Below are 18,745 nucleotides of genomic sequence, written 5' to 3'. Positions count from 1 at the left end.
CTTCAACAACTTCATCAACTGCTGGAGTTGTGATGGTGTTGGATTTCACTACACGACCTGTTTCCTTGCCGTCAGTGTAAGTAACCGTCTCAACGATTGTACGAACACCTTTTTTACCTGGAGTTGTTACATTGCGGACACCTTCTGGAAGGGCTGGATTTGGAACTTCTTTGACTTGGAAATCTACTTCTTCTGTCTTAGTTTCTTCCTTAGTGGTGATGACTGCGCCAGTACCTTCTTCGATGACTTCATCTACAGCTGGTTTAATAACTGTTTCAGACTTTTTCACACGGCCTGTTTCCTTGCCGTCTGTATAAGTGATTGTGTAGACAACTTCCTTTTCACCATTGACACCTTGAACTTTTGTTTTTCTTGTGCCTTTTGGTAAAGCTGAATTTTGCTCAGTTGAAGATCCGTAAAGGATTGGTTCTTTGACTGTAAGGTCCTGTGTTGTAATCTTTGGCTGTGGTTGCGGATCTGGTTGAGGTTGCGGTTGTGGATCTGGTTGAGGTTTTGGTGATTCACCATTTAGAAGGGCTTGAGCTTTTGCTTTTAAAGCTTGATAACGAGCTTCGTACTTGGCAAAACCTTTCTTTCCTTCTTCACTCTTGATCGCATTAACTGCAGTAGTATGAGACGCTTCTAAGTCTCCCAATGCAATTTCCAAACCTTCTCTAGTATCTGAATCGTCTGGATTGAATTCTTTGATTGCTTCTTCAAACTCATCCATTTGATTTTTAAAGTTTGCTGCTGCTTGCGCTTCTGCTGCATCTGGAATTTCCTCATCCTCTCCAGGCACTTCCTCCGCATAGACAGTAGGTACATGTGTCAGCTCAGGATATTTATAAACGGCTACTGCTCCCAAAGCATTAACAGCTAGCACTGAGATTCCTAACTTAATTAACTTTTTTCTATCCATAATGATTTTCCTTTAATCTTTTTCCTAATAATACGATAGTAACCAGAAGAGCATAGCTCTCCTGGACTATCTTACATTAATGCTTTGGTTTTCTTCTCAAAAGAAGTCCCATCAGCACAAGGATCATTCCGATAATCACCTCATTTACCATAGTACCAGAAGTACCTGTTTTTGGCAAGATATTCTTAGGTTTTTCTGGCTCTGGTGTTGGTGCCGGTGGCAAGTCACCCTTAGGCGCTGGTGGCGTATCAGGTGTAGTTGGTGGCGGCGTATTCGGTGTTGTCGGTGGTGTATGTGGTGTTGTCGGCGGTGTATTTGGCTCTGGCGGATAAACGTTTACTGTATTCGTTACTTTCGGTTTATCGTTGAAGGTTACAGTAGCCTTATTCGGAATCTTCGTCTCATTATTCTCTTTATTCAAGTAGCTAGACAAGTCTGCTCCGTCTTTAATAGATGAATAGATGATGACGCGGAAGGTGCTACCCTTCAAGGCTTCCAAAACAGCCTTATCAGTAACTTCTACGGTAACTTTCTGACCTTCTACAGTTACTTTGGCGATTTTCGCAAGAGCTTCATCCGTGATCTCACCCTTGTCATTCACTGTTGTGAATGCTTCGAGAGCTTTTTCGAGTTTCTCTTTGCTCTCTTTCAGTTGTTCAAGGTTCTTATTCAGCTTATCTTGTTCAACTTTTTGTTCTTCAGGTGTTGCGAGGTTACCAGCTTTCGCACCATCTGCTTTCAGTTGTTCCAATTCAGCTTGTGCTGCTTTGAGGCTTTCTTCAAGGGCTACCACTTCAGCGTTATTGTCTGCTGGAGCAGGTGTCGCTGTAGCATTGCCTGCGTCAGAATCTGAAGATGGAGCTGGTGTTGCAGGTGTCGCTGCAGCTGTAGCTTTTTCTTTGGCTGCTGCCAATTGTGCTGTTAGCTCTTCTACCTTCTTCTCAGCTTCTGCCAGTTTCTTAGCAAAAGTACCATTTGTCTCTTTGCCTTCGAGCTCTTTCAGGTCGCTTTCTGCTTTTTCAATCTTAGCAGTAATCTTCGCAATGGCTTCTGCGACTTTATTTTCCTCAACCTTAACAGCTACACGGTCCACTTTCAGAACTTTTTCAAGTTCATCTGTTACCGTAAAGCTATTCAATTCAGTCTTCACATCACGGCCTTGAGCGTCTTTGATAGGGTTGCCTGATTCATCAACTGGATCAGTTGGCACCTTCGCTGTCACATCAAAGCGGAAGCCTTCCTTGAGTTCTTTCAGACGGTAAGCAGTTGATGGGTTAGATCCATCAGCTGGACCTACTGTCTTAGCTGGTTCGTTTGGTTTTGGTTCCTCAGGTTTTTCTGGGTCCCGTGGACGAACGGTTACTGGGTTAGATTCTTTTGTGCCGTTCTTGCCATTGCTATCCTTGAAGGCAATTGTTGCCTTGTTTGGAACAGTTTGGTTTTCGTAAGCTGATAAGTCACTATCTGCTTTCAGCTTAGCTGGAATGTAAAGTTGGATTTCTTTATAGCCACTGATACGAGCGAAGTCTTTCACTGTTACAGTAACTGTATTGCCTTCCACTTTTGTTTCCACAGCGTCTGTTGCATAACCATCCACGTAAGCTACAGGAGTTCCTGTGATTTCAAGAACTGGTTCCAAAGTATCCGTAACGGTGAACTCTTTGTAGAGGCGGATATCTTTTGGAATTTGTGTGTTGACATTGTACATGTAAGGAACATCACGGTCAACATCTAAGTGATCCAATGTACGGTTAATCTTCTTCGTAACCTCTGGTCCAGGTTGTTTTGGAACTTCGACCGTAACTGGCTTAGTTTCTTTCTTGCTTGCTGGATTATTGTTAATCAAGTAAGAAGCTGTATTTGGTACAGAGTAGCTATTAGCTGTTTCATATGGAGTTAAGTCTGCATCCGCTTTAATCTTCGCTTTGAAGGTTACTTGGACTTTCTTACCACCATTTGCTTTGACAGTCTCTTCTGGGAAGGTTACTTCCAGAGTTTGACCGTTTTTCGCTACAGCAGCGTCTGCTTTCTTACCACCAAGAGTGACTTGGACATCACCGGCAAATTCAAGAACGTCTTTCAATTCATCGGTAACTGTAAAGCCTGTCGCATCTTGAGGCATAGTTGTATGGATGTTGTATGTGAATTCTTCTGTTCGATCTGCAATTGTTTCAGAAGGTTTTGAATTCACATCTTTTTCAATCGGTGGCTGTTCTGGAGATGGAGGAGTGACAGGTACTACGTTAGAGTCCTTCGTTACAGCTGGTTTGTTAGGGAAGCCAACTGTGTAAGAAGCCTTATTCGGTACTTCTGCCTTGTCTGCTTTCATGTAAGCTGACAAGTTTGCACCCTCTCTGATCTTAGCCTTGAAGTTGAGGACAACTTCTTTACCACCGTTTGCTTTCACCTGATCTTCTGTCAGGGTCAACTTGATGGTTTGACCGTCTGTTGTAATCTGGTCTGCCTTCAAGTCTTCACCTGCTAGAGTCGCAGATGATTCACCCGCAAACTCAAGAACATCTTCCAGCTTATCGCTGATAGAGAAGGCTGTCGCATCTTGCGGTACAGTAGTCTTCACAGTGTAAGTGAAGACATCGTCACGGTTAGCTAATGTTTCAGCTTCTTTACCGTTTACTTCCTTCTTCAGTTCTGGTTCAGTTGGGGTTGGTGGAATGACTGGAACTGGTTTAGAACTTTGTTCTGTTCCTGGGTCATTGTTAAAGTTGTATTTAGCGGTGTTGTAAATCCGTGTCGTACCATCTTTTTCGATATAGTCTGACAGGTTCGCTCCCGCCTTGATCTTAGCCTTGAAGCTGACATGAACTGCTTTGCCTCCTAGGGCTTTCGCTTCGTCTTCTGTCAGTTTGACTGTGATCTTCTGACCTTTAATTGTAATGTGGCTGGCATCTAGTGGTTGACCATCTACCGTTGCGCTTGCTTGGCCATTTTCACCTGAGAATTCTAAGACTTTCTCAATCGTATCGTAGACTGCGAAGCCTGTAACATCAAGCGGCACAGTTGTGTCGATTGTGTAGGTGAATTCTTCATCACGAGCTCCTAAGTTCGCTGACTCAGCCTCATTGACCTTCTTCTCAATCGGAGGATTTTCCGGATTTGGAGGAGTCACTGGGACGATGTTTGAATCTTTATGGAAGTTAGGATCGTTAGGGAAGGCAGCGTTATAAGACGCTTGGTTATTAATGACTGTCTTACCTTTTTCAATGTAGCCAGACAGGTTAGCACCTTGTCGGATTTTAGCCTTGAAGGTCAGAACAACTTCTTTACCGCCATTGTTCTTGACTTGGTCTTCTGTCAGAGTCAAGGTGATCTTTTGATCAGCGATAGAGATACGGTCTGCTTCTAAAGCTTCTCCATTAAGAGTAGCACTTCCAGCATCCGCAAACTCTAGAACATCCTTAATAGTGTCATCGATAGAGAAGGCTGTCGCATCAAACGGTACTTTTGTCTTCACTTTATAAGTAAAGATTTCGTCACGGTTAGCAAGAGTTGCTTCTTTTGCATCATTAACAGTCTTTTCAATCTCTGGTTTTTCAGGACTTGGCGGAGTCACTGGTACGATATTTGAATCTTTATGAACTCCAGGATTGTCTGGTAAATCTACATTATAAGAAGCTTGGTTATTGATAACAACTTTATCACCAACGACGTAGGCAGCTAGGTTGGCATTTGGACGAATCTTAGCCTTGAAGGTTAACTTAATTTCCTTATCTGCATTGGCTTTCAGTTCTTCTTGGTTAAGTGTAACTGTGATTGTTTGGCCATTGATCGTGATATGATCATCTGACAGTTTCTTACCATCTACAGTTGCTTCTGCTTGACCTTTCTCACCTGAGAAGTCCAAAACATCTTTCAGAGTATCAGTGATGTTGAAGGCTGTTGCTTCATAAGGAATCTTGGTTTTCACATGATAAGTGAATTCTTCATCACGTGCTTCCAAGGTCGCTTCTGCCTTATCATTGACATCTTTTTCAATTGGTGGTTGTTCTGGAGATGGAGGAGTTACTGGTACTTCATTGGAATCCTTATGGAACTTAGGATTATGATCGATGTCATAAGAAGCCTTGTTCGGAATACGGATGCCTTGACCAGGAACTAGGTAATCCAGAAGGTTTGCTCCTTCACGGATTTTAGCCTTGAAGGTTACTTCAATAGACTTGCCAGCGTTAGCTTTCACTGCTTTTTCTGCGAAGGCCACTGTCAAGGTATTCTTATCTGTAGAAATAGTAGCTTGATCATTGGCAGCCTTGCCGTCAATCTTCACTTGGACATCGCCCTTGTTGCCAGCGAATTCAAGAACGGACTTCAGTTCATCTGTTACGGTGAATTCAGTCGCATTTGTTGGCATCGCTGTATTCAGACTATAAGTGAATTCTTCAAGACGGGTTTGCAGATTGTAACTGTCTGCACCGTTAACCTTCTTCTCAATTTCTGGAGTGTTTGGTGGTGGCGGTGTAACAGTAACTGGGTTAGAGAATTTCTCTGTTTCTGGATTGTCATTGACCACAAAGCTAGCTTTGTTTGGAATCGCTGCTTTATCTCCATTTGGATACTTAGCAACTAATTGGTCAACTGTGTAGCCAGATTTAATCTTAGCATCGAAGGCTACTTGAACAGCCTTGCCTGCATATTTCTTGACTTGATCCTTATCGAAGGTAACTGTCAGTTTTTGGTCTTTCTTCGCAACCGTCACATCTGTCACGGCTTGGCCATCAATCGTTACAGTCGCATCTCCATCAAAGGTCAAGACTTCTTCCAAGGTATCAGAAAGTACAAACTTATCTGCTACAGTTGGAACTTTTGAATCCACTGTATACTTGAAGGTGCTTGTTAAGCTTGCCAAATCTTCTTGATCCTTACCATTTACTTTCTTCGTAATTGGTGGAGGAGTCACTTTAACTGGCTCTGTTTCTTTTTCCTTAGACTCGTTATTCTTATTAGTATAAGTAATCTTAGCCGTGTTTGGAATTTCTGGAAGAACAGATTCTTTCTTCACTTTAGCGTGGATGACCAACTCGATTTCTTTATTCGCAAGAGCACTTGCTTTGGCAAAGTCCTTCATCGTTGCTGTAACAGTATTTCCTGAAACAGTAATATCGAAGAATTTCTTGGCTTCTTCAGAAATGCTTGGTTCTGGGTTCACCACTCCAAGATTTTCATCTAGAGTATCGGTGATGACAAATGATTTGTATGTATCAATATCATTTGGCAAAGTAGTCTTAATATTGTAGGTGAAATCTGTTTCAGCAGCAATCGTCGCATTATCTTGATCACCGTTAATCTTCTTAGAAACATTTGGTTCTGTTGGTGGAGTCACCGTTACAGGAATTGTTTCTTTTTCACCTTTATGGTCGTTTTTATCCTTAAAGCTAAATGTCGCTTTGTTTGGAATGTTAGAACGAGTGACACCGTCATTAATTTTCGCTGGGATAACCAGTTCAATTTCTTGACCAGCTAGGGCACTTGCTCCGGCAAAGTTTTTCATTGTTGCCGTTACTTTTTGTCCACTGACAGTCACGTCAAAGAAGTCTGCAGCAGGACCGCTGATAACTGGTTTGTCTGCACCTTCATTAATAACGCTTAACTCATCTTCCAAAGTATCGGTAATCACAAATTCTTTGTAGGATGTGATATCACTTGGAAGTGTAGTCTTAACATTGTACTTGTATGGCTGACCAGTTGCAATATCCAAGTGATCCAAGTTTTCATTGATCTTCTTAGTTACTGGTGGAGGAGTCACCGTTACTGGATTTGACTCAACTTCCTTAGCCACATTGTTTTCATTAGTAAATGAAATCTTAGCCTTGTTTTCAATAGTCTTACCTGTCACACCAGCTTTAACTTTTGCTGGAATAGTCAGTTCGACGAATGAATATTTAGCGAGTTCTGCGAACTTACCTTCTTTAACTGTTGCAGTAACAGTTTGACCATTTGTTTGGATTTCAAAGACGTCTGCCAATGGACCGCTGATGCTTGCTTGTCCATCAAATTCGAGATCGGCATCCAGCTTATCACTAATGACAAATTTCTTGTAGCCTGCTACATCACTTGGCACAGCTGTTGTGATGTTGTAAGTGTATGGTTGACCATCGAAGGTTACCAGACTATCCAAGGTGTTGTTAATCTTCTTAGAAACAGTTGGTTCTTTTGGTTTAGGTGGAGTAACCGTTACTTCTTTCGAAGTTTTCTTCTTATCATTTAGAATAACATCAGCTGTATTCGGAATGTTTACCGCACCATTCTTCTTATATTTAGAAAGGTCAGCTCCCGGACGAATCTTAGCCTTGAAGATCAGTTCGATTTCCTGTACTTCGCTTCCACCACGACGAGAGATCAAACGGTTCAACGAAGTTAATTGAGTCTTATCTAGTGTAATCTCTATTGTTTGACCATTGATTGAAATCGCTTTGGTCAAAGCATTGTAAGACTTGCCTGCTACTGTTACTTTAGCTGAATTTGGTACAATTTCAAGTTCATCTACAACTGTATCTGTCAAGGTGAACTTGTCAGCAATACCTGGCCATGGGGCAGTTACCTTATATTCAAACTCTTCGCCATCTGCTTGTAGACCTTCGTGTTCTTTTTCGTTAACCTTCTTGTCTACTTCTGTATCAAGTGGTGGTTTAACATAAATTGGGTTTGAACGACGAATCGTACTTGCCTTGTCTTTTGTCTTGGCATGGGCATCTTGGTTTGGTGAATCATCTTCTCCATTCCACATGATGTTACCTTGGTTAACTAAACCGTAACCATTGTTATTTTGTAAGATTGCCAAGTAAGCCTTGCTGGCTTGGTTCTTACGGTACTCTTCTTTCAGGCGGACTGTCATTTTCAGTTTCGCCTTCTTCATGATCAGGTAATTATAATCCTTACCTTGCGCTGGAACGTCTGCTACAACGACGCTTTGTGAGTTTCCTCCAGCATCTTGTTGTGTTACCACACGAGTCGGCCAGCTTTGTCCATCTGGACCTTGAGCAGAATGACTCACCACTTCCAAGCGGTAGTCAATTGGGTCTGTCAACATAACGTTCTTTTCAAATTCGTAAGGAACGTTATTGAAGTTGTAGTCGACAGTGTAAGTGAACTCTTCGTCTTTCTTGCTTAGTTGTGCAGAATAAGATGGTTTCTTAGTCAACTCTAACGGATCCGGAATGACACCAATATCGTTGCTAGCATCCGCATCTTTCACTGTCTTCGTTGCACTTGGATAACAGTATTCCAGTTTTTGAACTTCTACTGTTTGGTTCCGACCACCGATTTGACGTGTTTCGAAGTCACCTGCTTTAAATTTACCAGTCAATTCTGGAACTGTGATTTCTTCCTTCTCTGGAACATAATTCTCAGGAGGGTCTACTTCGCTATCTTCATCTGTCTCAGGTGCGCGAGCTTCCTTACTCAAGTCGTAGTCAAAGCTGTTTTTACCTGGATTGAAGACACTATCTGGAACAGAGATTTTAACCTTGTTACCAGTCTGTGTGATTGTACCACGGATTTCCTTGCTAGGGTCTGTTACTTTCGGAACAATCTTCTTACCATTGATTCGGATAGCATCTACCTTGTAGCCTTCGGTGATATCAAACTCACCAGTGATATCATCTTTAACTAAAGCAGCCGCTACTGATTCCAAAATCTTTTGCGAGAATACATCAATGTTATTTTGCTCATTAACATAGAAGGAAACATTCTTGCCGTTTACAACCTTGTCTGGTGAAGCCATGGATTGAAGTGCGTCGTGGAAGATGGCTTGCACTGAACGGTTGTCCCCAATGTTTATTGTATTACCGAAACCATTTAGATAAGCTGGACCATATTGATAGTATTTCTCCGTGAAGTTATCAACACGTTCCCAGAAACCTACAACCACCGAACCTTCTGAACCAACCGCCGCTTTCAGCTGATTACCAGCCGCTTTCAATTCATTGGCACGACCAGTAATATCTTGAGCTGCTTCTGGATAGCTATCCACTCCCCAAGCTTTTTGAATAGCATCTGTTCTCGTCCAGCTCTTATCCATAACGACTGTGTTAGTCCCTGGCAGACGATAACCATTGGCTACCCCATCCGTTACTAGGAGGAAGACCGTCTTACGACCGTTTTCCATATTCCCTTTGACACGGTTGTACTGAGCGATTGTATCATCAATCGCAGGAACAGTTGGGGTACCACCATCGACAGCGATATTATCAATAAAGTTATGAACTTTATTTTGATCGCTTGTTAAGCCACTATTTCCATAGGTATAGTTTTTACCAGTTGAATTCGCATCAGTATATACATTCGCAGGGTTACCACTAAAATCATTGTTTTCAAAGTAACGCACCTGATCCAAACCTTGGTAAGAAGCTACGAAAACGCGGTCAGTTGTCCGAGGGTCGTCAGTCTTAACTAGATGAGGATCGTTCTCATCGTATTGTTCTGGACTAACATATGTTGTCAAACGTTTAAGAGCACGTTTTACACTTGGAATAGTTGTTCGGAATGAACCACTGGCATCCTGCAGGATAACCAAGTCAATTGGTTTCCGCGGAACTGTCCAGTCCGTTGCGTCCGTTTTTTCAATCTTACGATAACACCCATTTTGTGTGATCGTTGTATGCTCATCAATCCGTCTTGTCTCAATATTCAGAGGATCATCAGCTCGAACAACTGAAGTCCCTAGATTCAAGACGCTGGATGGCATTGACATCAACAGGACGGTAAATAGTATTAAAACCTTTTTCAAAAAATCTTTCATGCTATTTTAAAGCCTATATAATAGTAGAAACTTTTATACAAGCTCTCCCTTCTCTTTCTTTTATTTAAATCTCTTCTAGCTGTTTTTCAAGCGCTGCTTCATCGTGAAAGTCTGTCATTACTTTCTTTACCTTTTGATTCTTATCGACTAGATAAATCGTGGGGATTGATTGAACATGGAGGATATCCGCCGCTCGCTCATCTGTGTCATAGTAATATGGGAAAGTATAATCTTTTTCACTGATATACTGATCCGCTCTTTCTTTCGTTTCTCTTTTGGAATCAAGCATATCCAACATAACAAAATGAATTCTACCTTTATACTTTTCATATACTTTTTGAATCTCTGGTAACTGTTTTTGACAATCTGGACACCAGCTAGCCCACTCTACTACCAGCATGGGTTTACTATAAAACTCTGTACTCTTCTTTTGATACCCTGCTTGGTCTACCATTTCAAACTCTGGCAACTGCTGTCCTGTCAGCTCATGTACTACAGCTGAACTACCATCCTTTTGTGTCGATCCTTTGTTATGCCTGTTAGGACCAGCAATGTAAAACAAAGCAAAGACCGCTACCAGAATGACTCCAACAGTCAAAAAGGGTAGCCACCACTTTTCCTTTAACATATTCCCTCCTAGTTAGATTCCGTCTCTATCAAATTTTGACATAAGAGCAAGCACTGTACAAATATCGATCTTTTCTTGCTAAAAAAACCATGAAAAAAGCCGTCATATACAATGTGCCAATTATATGGTTATTATACCAGTTTTTTTTGAGCATAACAAGCATTTTGTCTAAAATTTATGCAAAATACTTTGAAAGATGACACTATTTATTAAAAGGAAAACGATTGCCTAAAAACTTAAAATTATCAGAATTTTTAAGTCGTTTTTCTTTCCTTTTTTGGACCTATATTCAGACCAGTCAAAGGCTATTTTTTAGCCTTTGTCACAAAAAAACACAACTGGAATACAAAAAAAGCAGATAGTGATCTGCTTTTGGTTTCTCTTATAATTCTGCGATTTGATTCAGGTTTACTTCTGCAATGGTGTCATTTCCAAACATAGAAATAACCATCTTAACTTTATTATTGTCAATCTCAGTAATTTTTCCTGTATAATCTGTAAAGGCTCCGTCAATAATCCGAACGGTATCACCAACCTTGACATGAATGTCAAATTCTTGCACAGTTTGTCCCATAGAGATCAAAATGTTGCGGATTTCTTCTTCCAAGAGTGGAGTCGGTTTAGAGCGGTTTCCGTGAGAGCCGACAAAACCTGTTACATTAGGAGTGTTCCGAACAACAAACCAAGCCTCATCGGTCATGACCATTTCAACCAAAACATAACCAGGGAAGCGATTCTCTTCGATTTCCTTGGTCTTGCCATTTTTCTCTACTTGAACCGTCTGAGTAGGGATTTCCACGCGCAAGATATTCTCCAGCATGTTATAAGTCTGAGCCCGTTGCAAGAGATTTTCTTTTACCTTGTTTTCATATCCAGAGTAGGTCTGCAGTACAAACCAGCCTTTATCAAAACTATCCATTTTATTTCCTTTCTTTTTTAGCAATTCTTAGTTTACAAAATCATAAACTAAAACACTATAAAAAAGCCTAATGGCTTTTTCCGTTTTCTCTAGCTTTATTATATCATAAAAATAGGGAATGCCAAGAAGTTTACTGACAATTTTATCAAAAAAGACTGGGAAATTTCCCAGTCTCTAATCGACTTAAAAGAGATTCAACAAACGAAGCAGTCCGTGAGATACCAATAAGTCAAATAAATAGATAACCACAACAAAGAAGGCTGTATATTCCATAATCGAAATAAAATCAATCCAGCTTTGCTTGCCTGTCGGCCATGTTGTATCTTTTAAAACTGTAAAAGTGTCCTTAAGAAATTTCACAACTCTCTCCTATCTTGTTTCTTTATGAATAGTGTATTTATTACAATGTTTACAAAACTTATTTACTTCTAGACGTTTTGGTTTTGGCGTACTACTCAGTTTTATTGAGTAATTTCTCGATCCACAAACCGTACACGCCAGACTTGCTTTTTTTAATGCCATAACGCCTCCATCTTTCCAATTATAGCAGGATTTTTTTCTTTTGACAAGGTCTGGACGTCAATCCTTTGAAGCTTTTTTCATTCATCTAACGAACAGCTATTATTTTCGCTGGTGATTTGGTAAAATAGATGTCATAAAGGAGAAGAAAACGTGAAAACTGATCATTTAAAAGAAAGTAATAATATTGAAGACCGTCGCAATGAAGGGGGATCGGCTAGCTACGGATCAGGCAATGCTCGACTGGGAAACGGAATATTGCGAATCCTGTTAGCACCTGGCAGTTTTAAAAGCAAGCTTGTCCTAATACTACTCTTACTTTTCTTAGGGGGTGGTGCTGGTTTATCTGGCATATTTGACACAGGGACTTCTCACCACTATGAGTCCACCCAAGTTTCCCAGCAAAGCCATACTCAGGTCAATGACAAAGATGCCCAATTTGTCAGCAAGGTCTTAGGGACTACAGAAGTTTTTTGGACTCAAACCTTTGAAAAAGAAGGAAGAACCTATTATAAGCCAAAACTGGTCTTCTATACTGGTCAAACCAGGACTGGTTGTGGGGTCGGCCAGGCCTCTGCTGGACCTTTTTACTGTCCTAACGACCAAAAAATTTACCTGGATATTCGCTTCTACCAAGAGCTGACTACTAAGTATCGGGCAAGTGGTGACTTTGCCATGGCTTATGTTATCGCGCACGAAGTTGGACACCACATCCAAAACCAACTAGGGACACTTCAATCCTACCAGCAAATGGTGAGAGGAAAGTCAGAAAAGGAGAAGAATGCTCTAAATGTTCGTTTGGAACTTCAGGCGGACTACTACGCTGGGGTCTGGGCTCGTTATATTGAACAAGAAAACTTACTAGATGTTGGCGATATTGAGGAAGCACTTAATGCAGCCCATGCAGTTGGAGACGACACTTTGCAAGAACAGGCCTATGGCTATTCTGTGCCTGATAGCTTTACACACGGAAGTGCGGAGCAACGTATGCGTTGGTTCAAACGTGGTTACCAATACGGCGATTTTGAACACGGTGACACCTTCAATGTACCTGAAAAAGACCTTTAGGAAAATCCTAAAGGTCTTTTTATCTGATTGATTTACTGTGACATATGCTTCTTGATTGATAAACCCAGGCTGGAGCCTCAAGAGATAGACTTCTATAAATAATCCATCTATTGAGATAAGAAACTTACCAACCAAACCAGCTCTTGACTGTATCCCAAGCATTCTTAGCTTTACCTGGAATATCTGCCTCTTCGATAGCATTTTTAGCCTGATCGACTATTTCTTTTGCCTTGTCCTGTACATCCTGTAAGAAATCATTGCCACCTTGATTCTCGGTATTTCCAGTGCCATAGGTGTCTACCGGAGCAATACCATTTTGAGCATAGGTATTCTTTTCAGAGAATTTGGTTCCTTCCGTGTATGGCAGGACGCTATTGGCTACATTTCGGAAAATCACAGAAGCCTCGTTAGCACTGGTTCCTGTCAGGTAGTGGTTTTCATCTGTCTTTGGAAATCCTAGCCACTGACTGATAACAACATCAGGTGTGTAGCCGATGACCCACTGGTCTCCAGATAAGTCAGGGTTGAAGTCTGTCTCAGTTGTCCCTGTCTTACCTGCCATCGTATAATTATATGGCGCTGCGTAGATACCCGTTCCGTTTGAGAAGGTCCCTAACATCATACTGGTCATTTTTTTCGCAGTCGACTGATTGAGCACTCGAGTGGAGCTAGACTTGTGGGTCTTAACGATTTGACCACTAGCGTTTTCAATCTTAGTGATCAAGTGGGCATCATGCATGACACCATCATTCGCAAAAGCGGAGTAGGCCTGAGCCATTTGGAGAGGATTGGTATTCACACCTGCTCCCAATGCTACACTGAGATTTTGCTCAACCTTTTTCATATTCAAGCCAAACTTTTGACCATATTCAAAAGCTTTCTCTATACCCAACTCTTTAACTGTTGCTACCGCTGGAATATTCAGAGAATCCGCCAGGGCCTGATACATAGGCACTGTCGGGCTACTTTGAATGCCACCATAGTTATTGACCGTATAGGATCCGTAGGTCGTTGTCGTATTGTCCAACTCTTTATCAGTTGACCAACCAGCTGCGATTGCTGGGCTATATACAACCAGTGGTTTAATGGTCGAACCTGGACTACGAGCTGACTGGGTTGCATAGTTAAAGGAACGGAAACCGGCCGCCTGGCTGTTGACTCGACCGACCAGGGCTCTCACCCCTCCAGTCTTGGGATCCAAGGCCACACTTCCCGATTCTGCTCGTGTTCCATCTACTTCTGAAACAGGGAAGAGACTCTCATTACTATAAATAACCTGCATGCTGGCCTGATAGTTTTGATCCAGCTCAGTATAGATGCGATAGCCATTTTTGATGATATCTTCTTCTTTTAAACCATAGTCATGAATGGCTTCGTTAATGACAGCATCAAAATAAGATGGATAGCGGTAATCTTCAGACTTCCCAGCATAGGCATCCACCAACTGACTACCAAGACCGTTCGCTGCTGCTTGATCAGCTGTTGCTTTGTCAATATAGCCTGCTGCAACCATATTATTCAGGACTGTGTCCCGGCGATTGGTCGCATTTTCAACTGAATACAAGGGATTGTAAATCTCAGGTCCCTTGAGCATACCGGCTAGTGTGGCTGCTTGATCGAGAGACAGTTGGCTCGCTGAAACTCCAAAGTATTTCTTGCTGGCATCCTCTACTCCCCAGACACCATTACCAAAGTAGGAATTGTTCAGATACATGGTCAGAATCTGATCTTTACTATACTTTTTGGTTAATTCCAGAGCTAGAAAAAACTCCTTGGCCTTCCGCTCAATGGTCTGGTCCTGAGAAAGATAAGCATTTTTAGCCAACTGCTGAGTAATGGTCGAACCACCGCCCGATCGGCCCGCTGTCAAAATTGCTAAGAAGAAACGGCCATAATTGATTCCGCTATTTTTATAGAAGGAGCGGTCTTCGGTCGCAATAACAGCATTCTGCAAGTCCTTACTGATCTGATCCAATTCGACATAGGTCCCTTTTTGACCTGTCAAACTCCCCGCTTCTTGACCATCTTTATCATAGATCATTGTAGTCGCCTTCAAGGCATTTTGCAAGTCGTTGACATTAGTGGTCTTGGCCACATAAAAGAGATAACCTCCCGTCACCAGCCCAAATCCCAGACCTAAAATCAAGATAATCTTGGTCAGATGGTACCTACGCCAAAAACGTCGGAAGGGACCTTGCCCTTTTGAAGACGTTCGCTTGGCCGAGCGACCTGATCGAGACAGACGTGGTTCCGCACTTGTATCTGTCTCCTCTGCAGACTCAGCTGGTGAATCTTCTTTCTTAAAATGTTGAATTAAGGTTTCAAAAATATCATTTAGCTTTTTCATAACCCTTATTTTATCACCTTCCCAGAGAGTATACAAGAAAGTGCTGTTTCATAGAGACTTCCTTTTAGAATTTTTTAAGAAATAGCAGAGCTTCTACCTTGTTTTTGATCTTAACTTTCAAAGTTCTGCTCTTTTTGTTAAAATAAAGGCATGCAATTTAACTTTCGAATCCCTGAAAAAATGCCCACTATGAGCATAAAAGAACTACTGGAAGACTATTTCCTCATTCCCAGAAAAATCCGCCATTTCCTTCGCACAAAAAAGCATGTCTTGGTCAATGATCAAATTATCAACTGGCAAAGCAAGATTCAGGCAGGCGATCTCTTGTCGCTGACCTTTGACGAAGAAGATTACCCAGCAAAAGCCATTCTTATGGGGCAACCAGAACTTGTCCAGGAACTCTACCAAGACCAGCATCTCATCATCGTCAATAAACCTGAAGGCATGAAAACTCACGCCAATGAGCCGACCGAACTAGCTCTGCTCAATCATGTATCTGCCTATGTCGGAGAGATCTGCTATGTAGTTCACAGACTTGACAAGGAGACCAGTGGCGCTGTTCTCTTTGCCAAAAACCCCTTTGTCTTGCCTATACTCAACCGCCTACTGGAAAACAAGGATATCCAGCGCGAATACTGGGCTTTAGTAGATGGTAAATTTACCGAGAAAAGCAGGGTATATAAGGACAAAATCGGTCGCGATCGCCATGATCGGAGAAAACGGCTGGTTGACAACAAACATGGCCAATACGCCGAAACGCACGTGACTCGCTTAAAAAGCTTTGGTCAAAAAACTCTTGTCAAATGCCAACTCAAAACTGGTCGTACCCATCAGATCCGTGTCCACCTATCCCACCACGGCTTTCCCTTGGTCGGTGATCCTCTATATCATCCACAGCCCCAAGGTCGTCTCATGCTTCACGCCCACCGACTGAGCTTCGTCCATCCCTTTACTTTAGAAAAAATCAGTCTTGAAGCCCCATCTAAAAGTTTTGAAGAAGGGCTAGAAAACTAGAAAAGCTGAAAGCATAAGAAGTACTACTAGTAAACTCAAATCTAATAGAACTAAGCCTCCAGGCATCATAACCAAGCACACAGAGTCCTCCACTTCTTTCGCCTTAGTAGACGCAAGAAAAAGCAACAGAAAAATCTGTTGCTTTTTCTTTGGTATCAGAAATCGATTCTATCTCCTATCTTGCTTTACTAAGCTGGAAGCAGGTTGATAATTCTGGGTCTGATGACTTTCTGAAAGACCATGCTCAGTAGATATGACAGCAAGAGAATGATAAAGAAGCCAAAACTATATATGCCATTCCTGGGCATTAATTGCCTAAAGATGAAGATGATGAACGGGTGAATAATATAAATCATAGTGGCATATCGCTTGGCGATATTGTTCAAAATCGGAACATCAATATTGGTCCCGTTTCTGATCGCATAGAGGAAAATCGCACTAGATGATAAAAGAGTGCTGGGGTAGAGGTCGTGCTCTGTTCCCATAAAACAGTATTCAAGCAGAATCAAACCTATTATTCCCAAGCTAATAGCCCATTTCCTGACAGACGATAAGTCGTAGGCTAAAATCCGTTCTCGATGCTTGGCAAACTGCATCCCCATAATGAAAAAGGGAAGACCCATAAACAGGAAATTTCGATAGTAAAGGGTACTGTTGGTATTGAACTCGATACAAAAAGCCAGAGCCAACAAAATCAGAGACACGCCAAAGGTGGTCAGGCGGTGGAAATACTTATAAAAAAGGAGATAAAGCCCGTAAATATAGGAAATAGCCAACAAATACCAAGTCGGGGTAGCAGCTGAGCCAATCAAATCTCTAGGACTGTTAAAAAAGAAGAAATTGGCAAAATCAGACAGGTCTATAGTCGCTATCTTTTCCGCCAGCTCTCCCGACAGTACTAAGTCAATAAAATGCACAATCGAGTAAAATATCAGACTAGCGATTGTCAAAAGCAACATTTGCTTGAGGCGATACTTTACCTTTTCTCTAGAAATGTTAAAGGAAAAATAACCCGACAGCATCATGAAAAAGGGCACTGCAAAACGGGCCACAATCTGATAAAAAACACCAAATTCCCCTGGTAACAAAAAGTGCAAAGAAACGATACTAAAACAGGCTAGAGCCTTAACAGCATGTAAAGTTGTATTTTCTGTCTTCATGCAGACATTATAGCATGTTCATTGTTACAATCTGTCAAGGACAGATGACACAAGCATTAAGAATCATATCATTTGATGACAACCACTTTTCTTCTTATCCTATAAACCATCATTTTCTATAGCACCTACAAGTAATGAAATCGATGAAAAATCTGCCCTATCAAGTCCCAAAATAGCACTTCTAGAGATTTTCAGACCTATAAAAAGGCCGAGGAAAGTGTACCCTAGAGCAACTTTCTTCAACCCTTTGTTTATTGATAATGTGGTCTTGCAAATCCTCGAATATTACCATGACCAACCCGATAGGTATTTCTTCTCACAACTCCGTTGCTTGAATTTCCTTCGATTGTATGAATCCATCCATTCTCTACTCTCTCAACAATACCTATATGATCCGCCCAGCCATCATTTTGCTGGGTATCTTTATCCCAGTTGAAAGTAATAATATCACCTGATTGAGGAGTCGTAGTTCCATCTTCATTCCAAATTCCTAATTTTTTGAAAATCTGAATATGACGTTCTACTCCACATTCTCGTCCAACTAGATAACTAAGACCTTCTCGTTGGAAAACAACTGTAACAAATACATCGCACCAATCATCTGTATTCTTTACAGCGTAGCCGACTGGTAAAGGTTTCACACTGTTATAGTCCGCTACCATGCGCTGATGAGCTGCACTACCCGTTGACGTACCTACCAGATTTGCAGCTGCACGAATAACTCTATTTTTTTGATCTGTCACTTGTTGTGGAATCAATCTGGTTTGCCCTAGGTTAAATCCTTCCACACTGCCATCCGTATAATCAACATAAACGTGAGTGGTGTAATCACCTTGTTTATTGCCGTGGTTTACAGCCGCAATCCCAATCTCGGTATGACCACCAGCAGGAGTTTGGGTATACCAAGATAAATTTTCTTGGTGCGCTTGAGACCACACGGCTGCGCGAATATTTTTAATTCGTTTCCCTTGGGCAGATTGATCAACCGCAACGGTAAATGTGCCCGTCTGAGAATTCACATCTTTAATATAAGCTTTCGTCTTATGCGTTAGATTGCGGTACTCTACTTGCGTTGTAGTCGAATGGACTCCTATACGACTACCATCATTCTGGATGTAGTAAAGGTGAACGTGATAAGTACCAGTAGAATTCTTGTGATTTTCTGCCTTGATGCTAGCCTTATAGCTACCATCTGATTGACGAGTCGCACTGTACCAGATCAAGTCATCTTGTCCGCCTTGGTCAGACCAAACAGGAACCTGAACCGCTTGAACTCCTTTAGGACTGAAAACGTCGGTCACAACAACATCAAAAGTGCCAGTCTCTTTGTTATTGTTTTGAATGTTGACCTTACCTGTTGGTTGAGACAGCTTTAATTGGGTAGACGTCTCAGTCACATACCTACGTTGGCCGGAGCCA

The 18,745-nt window shown here is 41.6% G+C and carries 11 protein-coding genes; 2 read left to right on the top strand and 9 right to left on the bottom strand.

Translation table 11 applies throughout. The features are described from left to right. From HMPREF2780_RS02320 to rpmG, 6 genes are all read right to left on the bottom strand, one after another. On the bottom strand, nucleotides 1-919 hold a 919-nt coding region (locus HMPREF2780_RS02320), incomplete at its 3' end, for a G5 domain-containing protein (protein ID WP_199774039.1). 76 nt (nucleotides 920-995) lie between these two features. Continuing rightward, nucleotides 996-9,671, bottom strand: coding sequence for an isopeptide-forming domain-containing fimbrial protein (locus HMPREF2780_RS02315; protein ID WP_105026057.1), 8,676 nt, complete (start codon nucleotides 9,669-9,671; stop codon nucleotides 996-998). Between the two features lie 64 nt (nucleotides 9,672-9,735). After that, the gene (locus tag HMPREF2780_RS02310) at nucleotides 9,736-10,299 is read right to left on the bottom strand and encodes a TlpA family protein disulfide reductase (RefSeq protein ID WP_045504586.1); all 564 of its coding nucleotides are present in this window, start codon (nucleotides 10,297-10,299) and stop codon (nucleotides 9,736-9,738) included. Nucleotides 10,300-10,681: 382 nt separating this feature from the next. Then, nucleotides 10,682-11,218 carry a transcription termination/antitermination protein NusG gene (gene nusG / locus HMPREF2780_RS02305; RefSeq protein WP_008809929.1) on the bottom strand — a complete coding sequence of 179 codons (537 nt, stop codon included), beginning with the start codon at nucleotides 11,216-11,218 and terminating at the stop codon, nucleotides 10,682-10,684. A 183-nt stretch (nucleotides 11,219-11,401) separates the two neighbouring features. After that, on the bottom strand, nucleotides 11,402-11,578 hold the full coding sequence (gene secE, locus HMPREF2780_RS02300) for a preprotein translocase subunit SecE (RefSeq protein WP_008809930.1): 177 nt from the start codon (nucleotides 11,576-11,578) through the stop codon (nucleotides 11,402-11,404). A gap of 9 nt (nucleotides 11,579-11,587) precedes the next feature. After that, complete coding sequence (rpmG, locus tag HMPREF2780_RS02295) at nucleotides 11,588-11,740, bottom strand: 50S ribosomal protein L33 (RefSeq protein ID WP_008809931.1); 153 nt, start codon at nucleotides 11,738-11,740, stop codon at nucleotides 11,588-11,590. A gap of 150 nt (nucleotides 11,741-11,890) precedes the next feature. Here rpmG and ypfJ point away from each other — a divergent pair, with 150 nt between their 5' ends. Further along, nucleotides 11,891-12,805 (top strand): KPN_02809 family neutral zinc metallopeptidase, encoded by a 915-nt coding sequence (gene ypfJ / locus HMPREF2780_RS02290; RefSeq protein ID WP_105026056.1) that lies wholly within the window; start codon nucleotides 11,891-11,893, stop codon nucleotides 12,803-12,805. A gap of 124 nt (nucleotides 12,806-12,929) precedes the next feature. Here the strand turns inward: ypfJ and pbp2a are convergent, their stop codons facing one another. Beyond that, a complete protein-coding gene (gene pbp2a, locus HMPREF2780_RS02285) occupies nucleotides 12,930-15,152 on the bottom strand; it encodes a penicillin-binding protein PBP2A (RefSeq protein ID WP_105026055.1) in 2,223 nt (740 codons plus the stop codon). A gap of 150 nt (nucleotides 15,153-15,302) precedes the next feature. On the opposite strand from pbp2a, the gene HMPREF2780_RS02280 reads away from it, so the two are divergent. Next, the gene (locus HMPREF2780_RS02280; RefSeq protein WP_105026054.1) at nucleotides 15,303-16,166 is read left to right on the top strand and encodes an RluA family pseudouridine synthase; all 864 of its coding nucleotides are present in this window, start codon (nucleotides 15,303-15,305) and stop codon (nucleotides 16,164-16,166) included. Nucleotides 16,167-16,354: 188 nt separating this feature from the next. Here the strand turns inward: HMPREF2780_RS02280 and HMPREF2780_RS02275 are convergent, their stop codons facing one another. Continuing rightward, nucleotides 16,355-17,326, bottom strand: a complete 972-nt coding sequence (locus HMPREF2780_RS02275; RefSeq protein ID WP_105026053.1) for an acyltransferase family protein — start codon at nucleotides 17,324-17,326, stop codon at nucleotides 16,355-16,357. A 251-nt stretch (nucleotides 17,327-17,577) separates the two neighbouring features. Beyond that, nucleotides 17,578-18,745 (bottom strand): GBS Bsp-like repeat-containing protein (locus HMPREF2780_RS02270; protein WP_158672284.1); only part of this gene is annotated, 1,168 nt, incomplete at its 5' end.

It is taken from the genome of Streptococcus sp. HMSC062B01 (assembly GCF_001811085.1).
GTDB classification, from domain to species: domain Bacteria; phylum Bacillota; class Bacilli; order Lactobacillales; family Streptococcaceae; genus Streptococcus; species Streptococcus gordonii.
The sequence above is the reverse complement of the archived record's forward strand: the minus strand, read 5'-3'. Positions and strand labels throughout refer to the sequence as shown.

What these genes read in the sequence shown, in the direction of transcription:
- HMPREF2780_RS02315 (WP_105026057.1), bottom strand. Translation starts at nt 9,671, where the DNA reads ATGAAAGATTTTTTGAAAAAGGTTTTAATACTATTTACCGTCCTGTTG.
- HMPREF2780_RS02310 (WP_045504586.1), bottom strand. Translation starts at nt 10,299, where the DNA reads ATGTTAAAGGAAAAGTGGTGGCTACCCTTTTTGACTGTTGGAGTCATT.
- nusG (WP_008809929.1), bottom strand. Translation starts at nt 11,218, where the DNA reads ATGGATAGTTTTGATAAAGGCTGGTTTGTACTGCAGACCTACTCTGGA.
- rpmG (WP_008809931.1), bottom strand. Translation starts at nt 11,740, where the DNA reads ATGGCATTAAAAAAAGCAAGTCTGGCGTGTACGGTTTGTGGATCGAGA.
- pbp2a (WP_105026055.1), bottom strand. Translation starts at nt 15,152, where the DNA reads ATGAAAAAGCTAAATGATATTTTTGAAACCTTAATTCAACATTTTAAG.
- HMPREF2780_RS02280 (WP_105026054.1), top strand. Translation starts at nt 15,303, where the DNA reads ATGCAATTTAACTTTCGAATCCCTGAAAAAATGCCCACTATGAGCATA.
- HMPREF2780_RS02275 (WP_105026053.1), bottom strand. Translation starts at nt 17,326, where the DNA reads ATGAAGACAGAAAATACAACTTTACATGCTGTTAAGGCTCTAGCCTGT.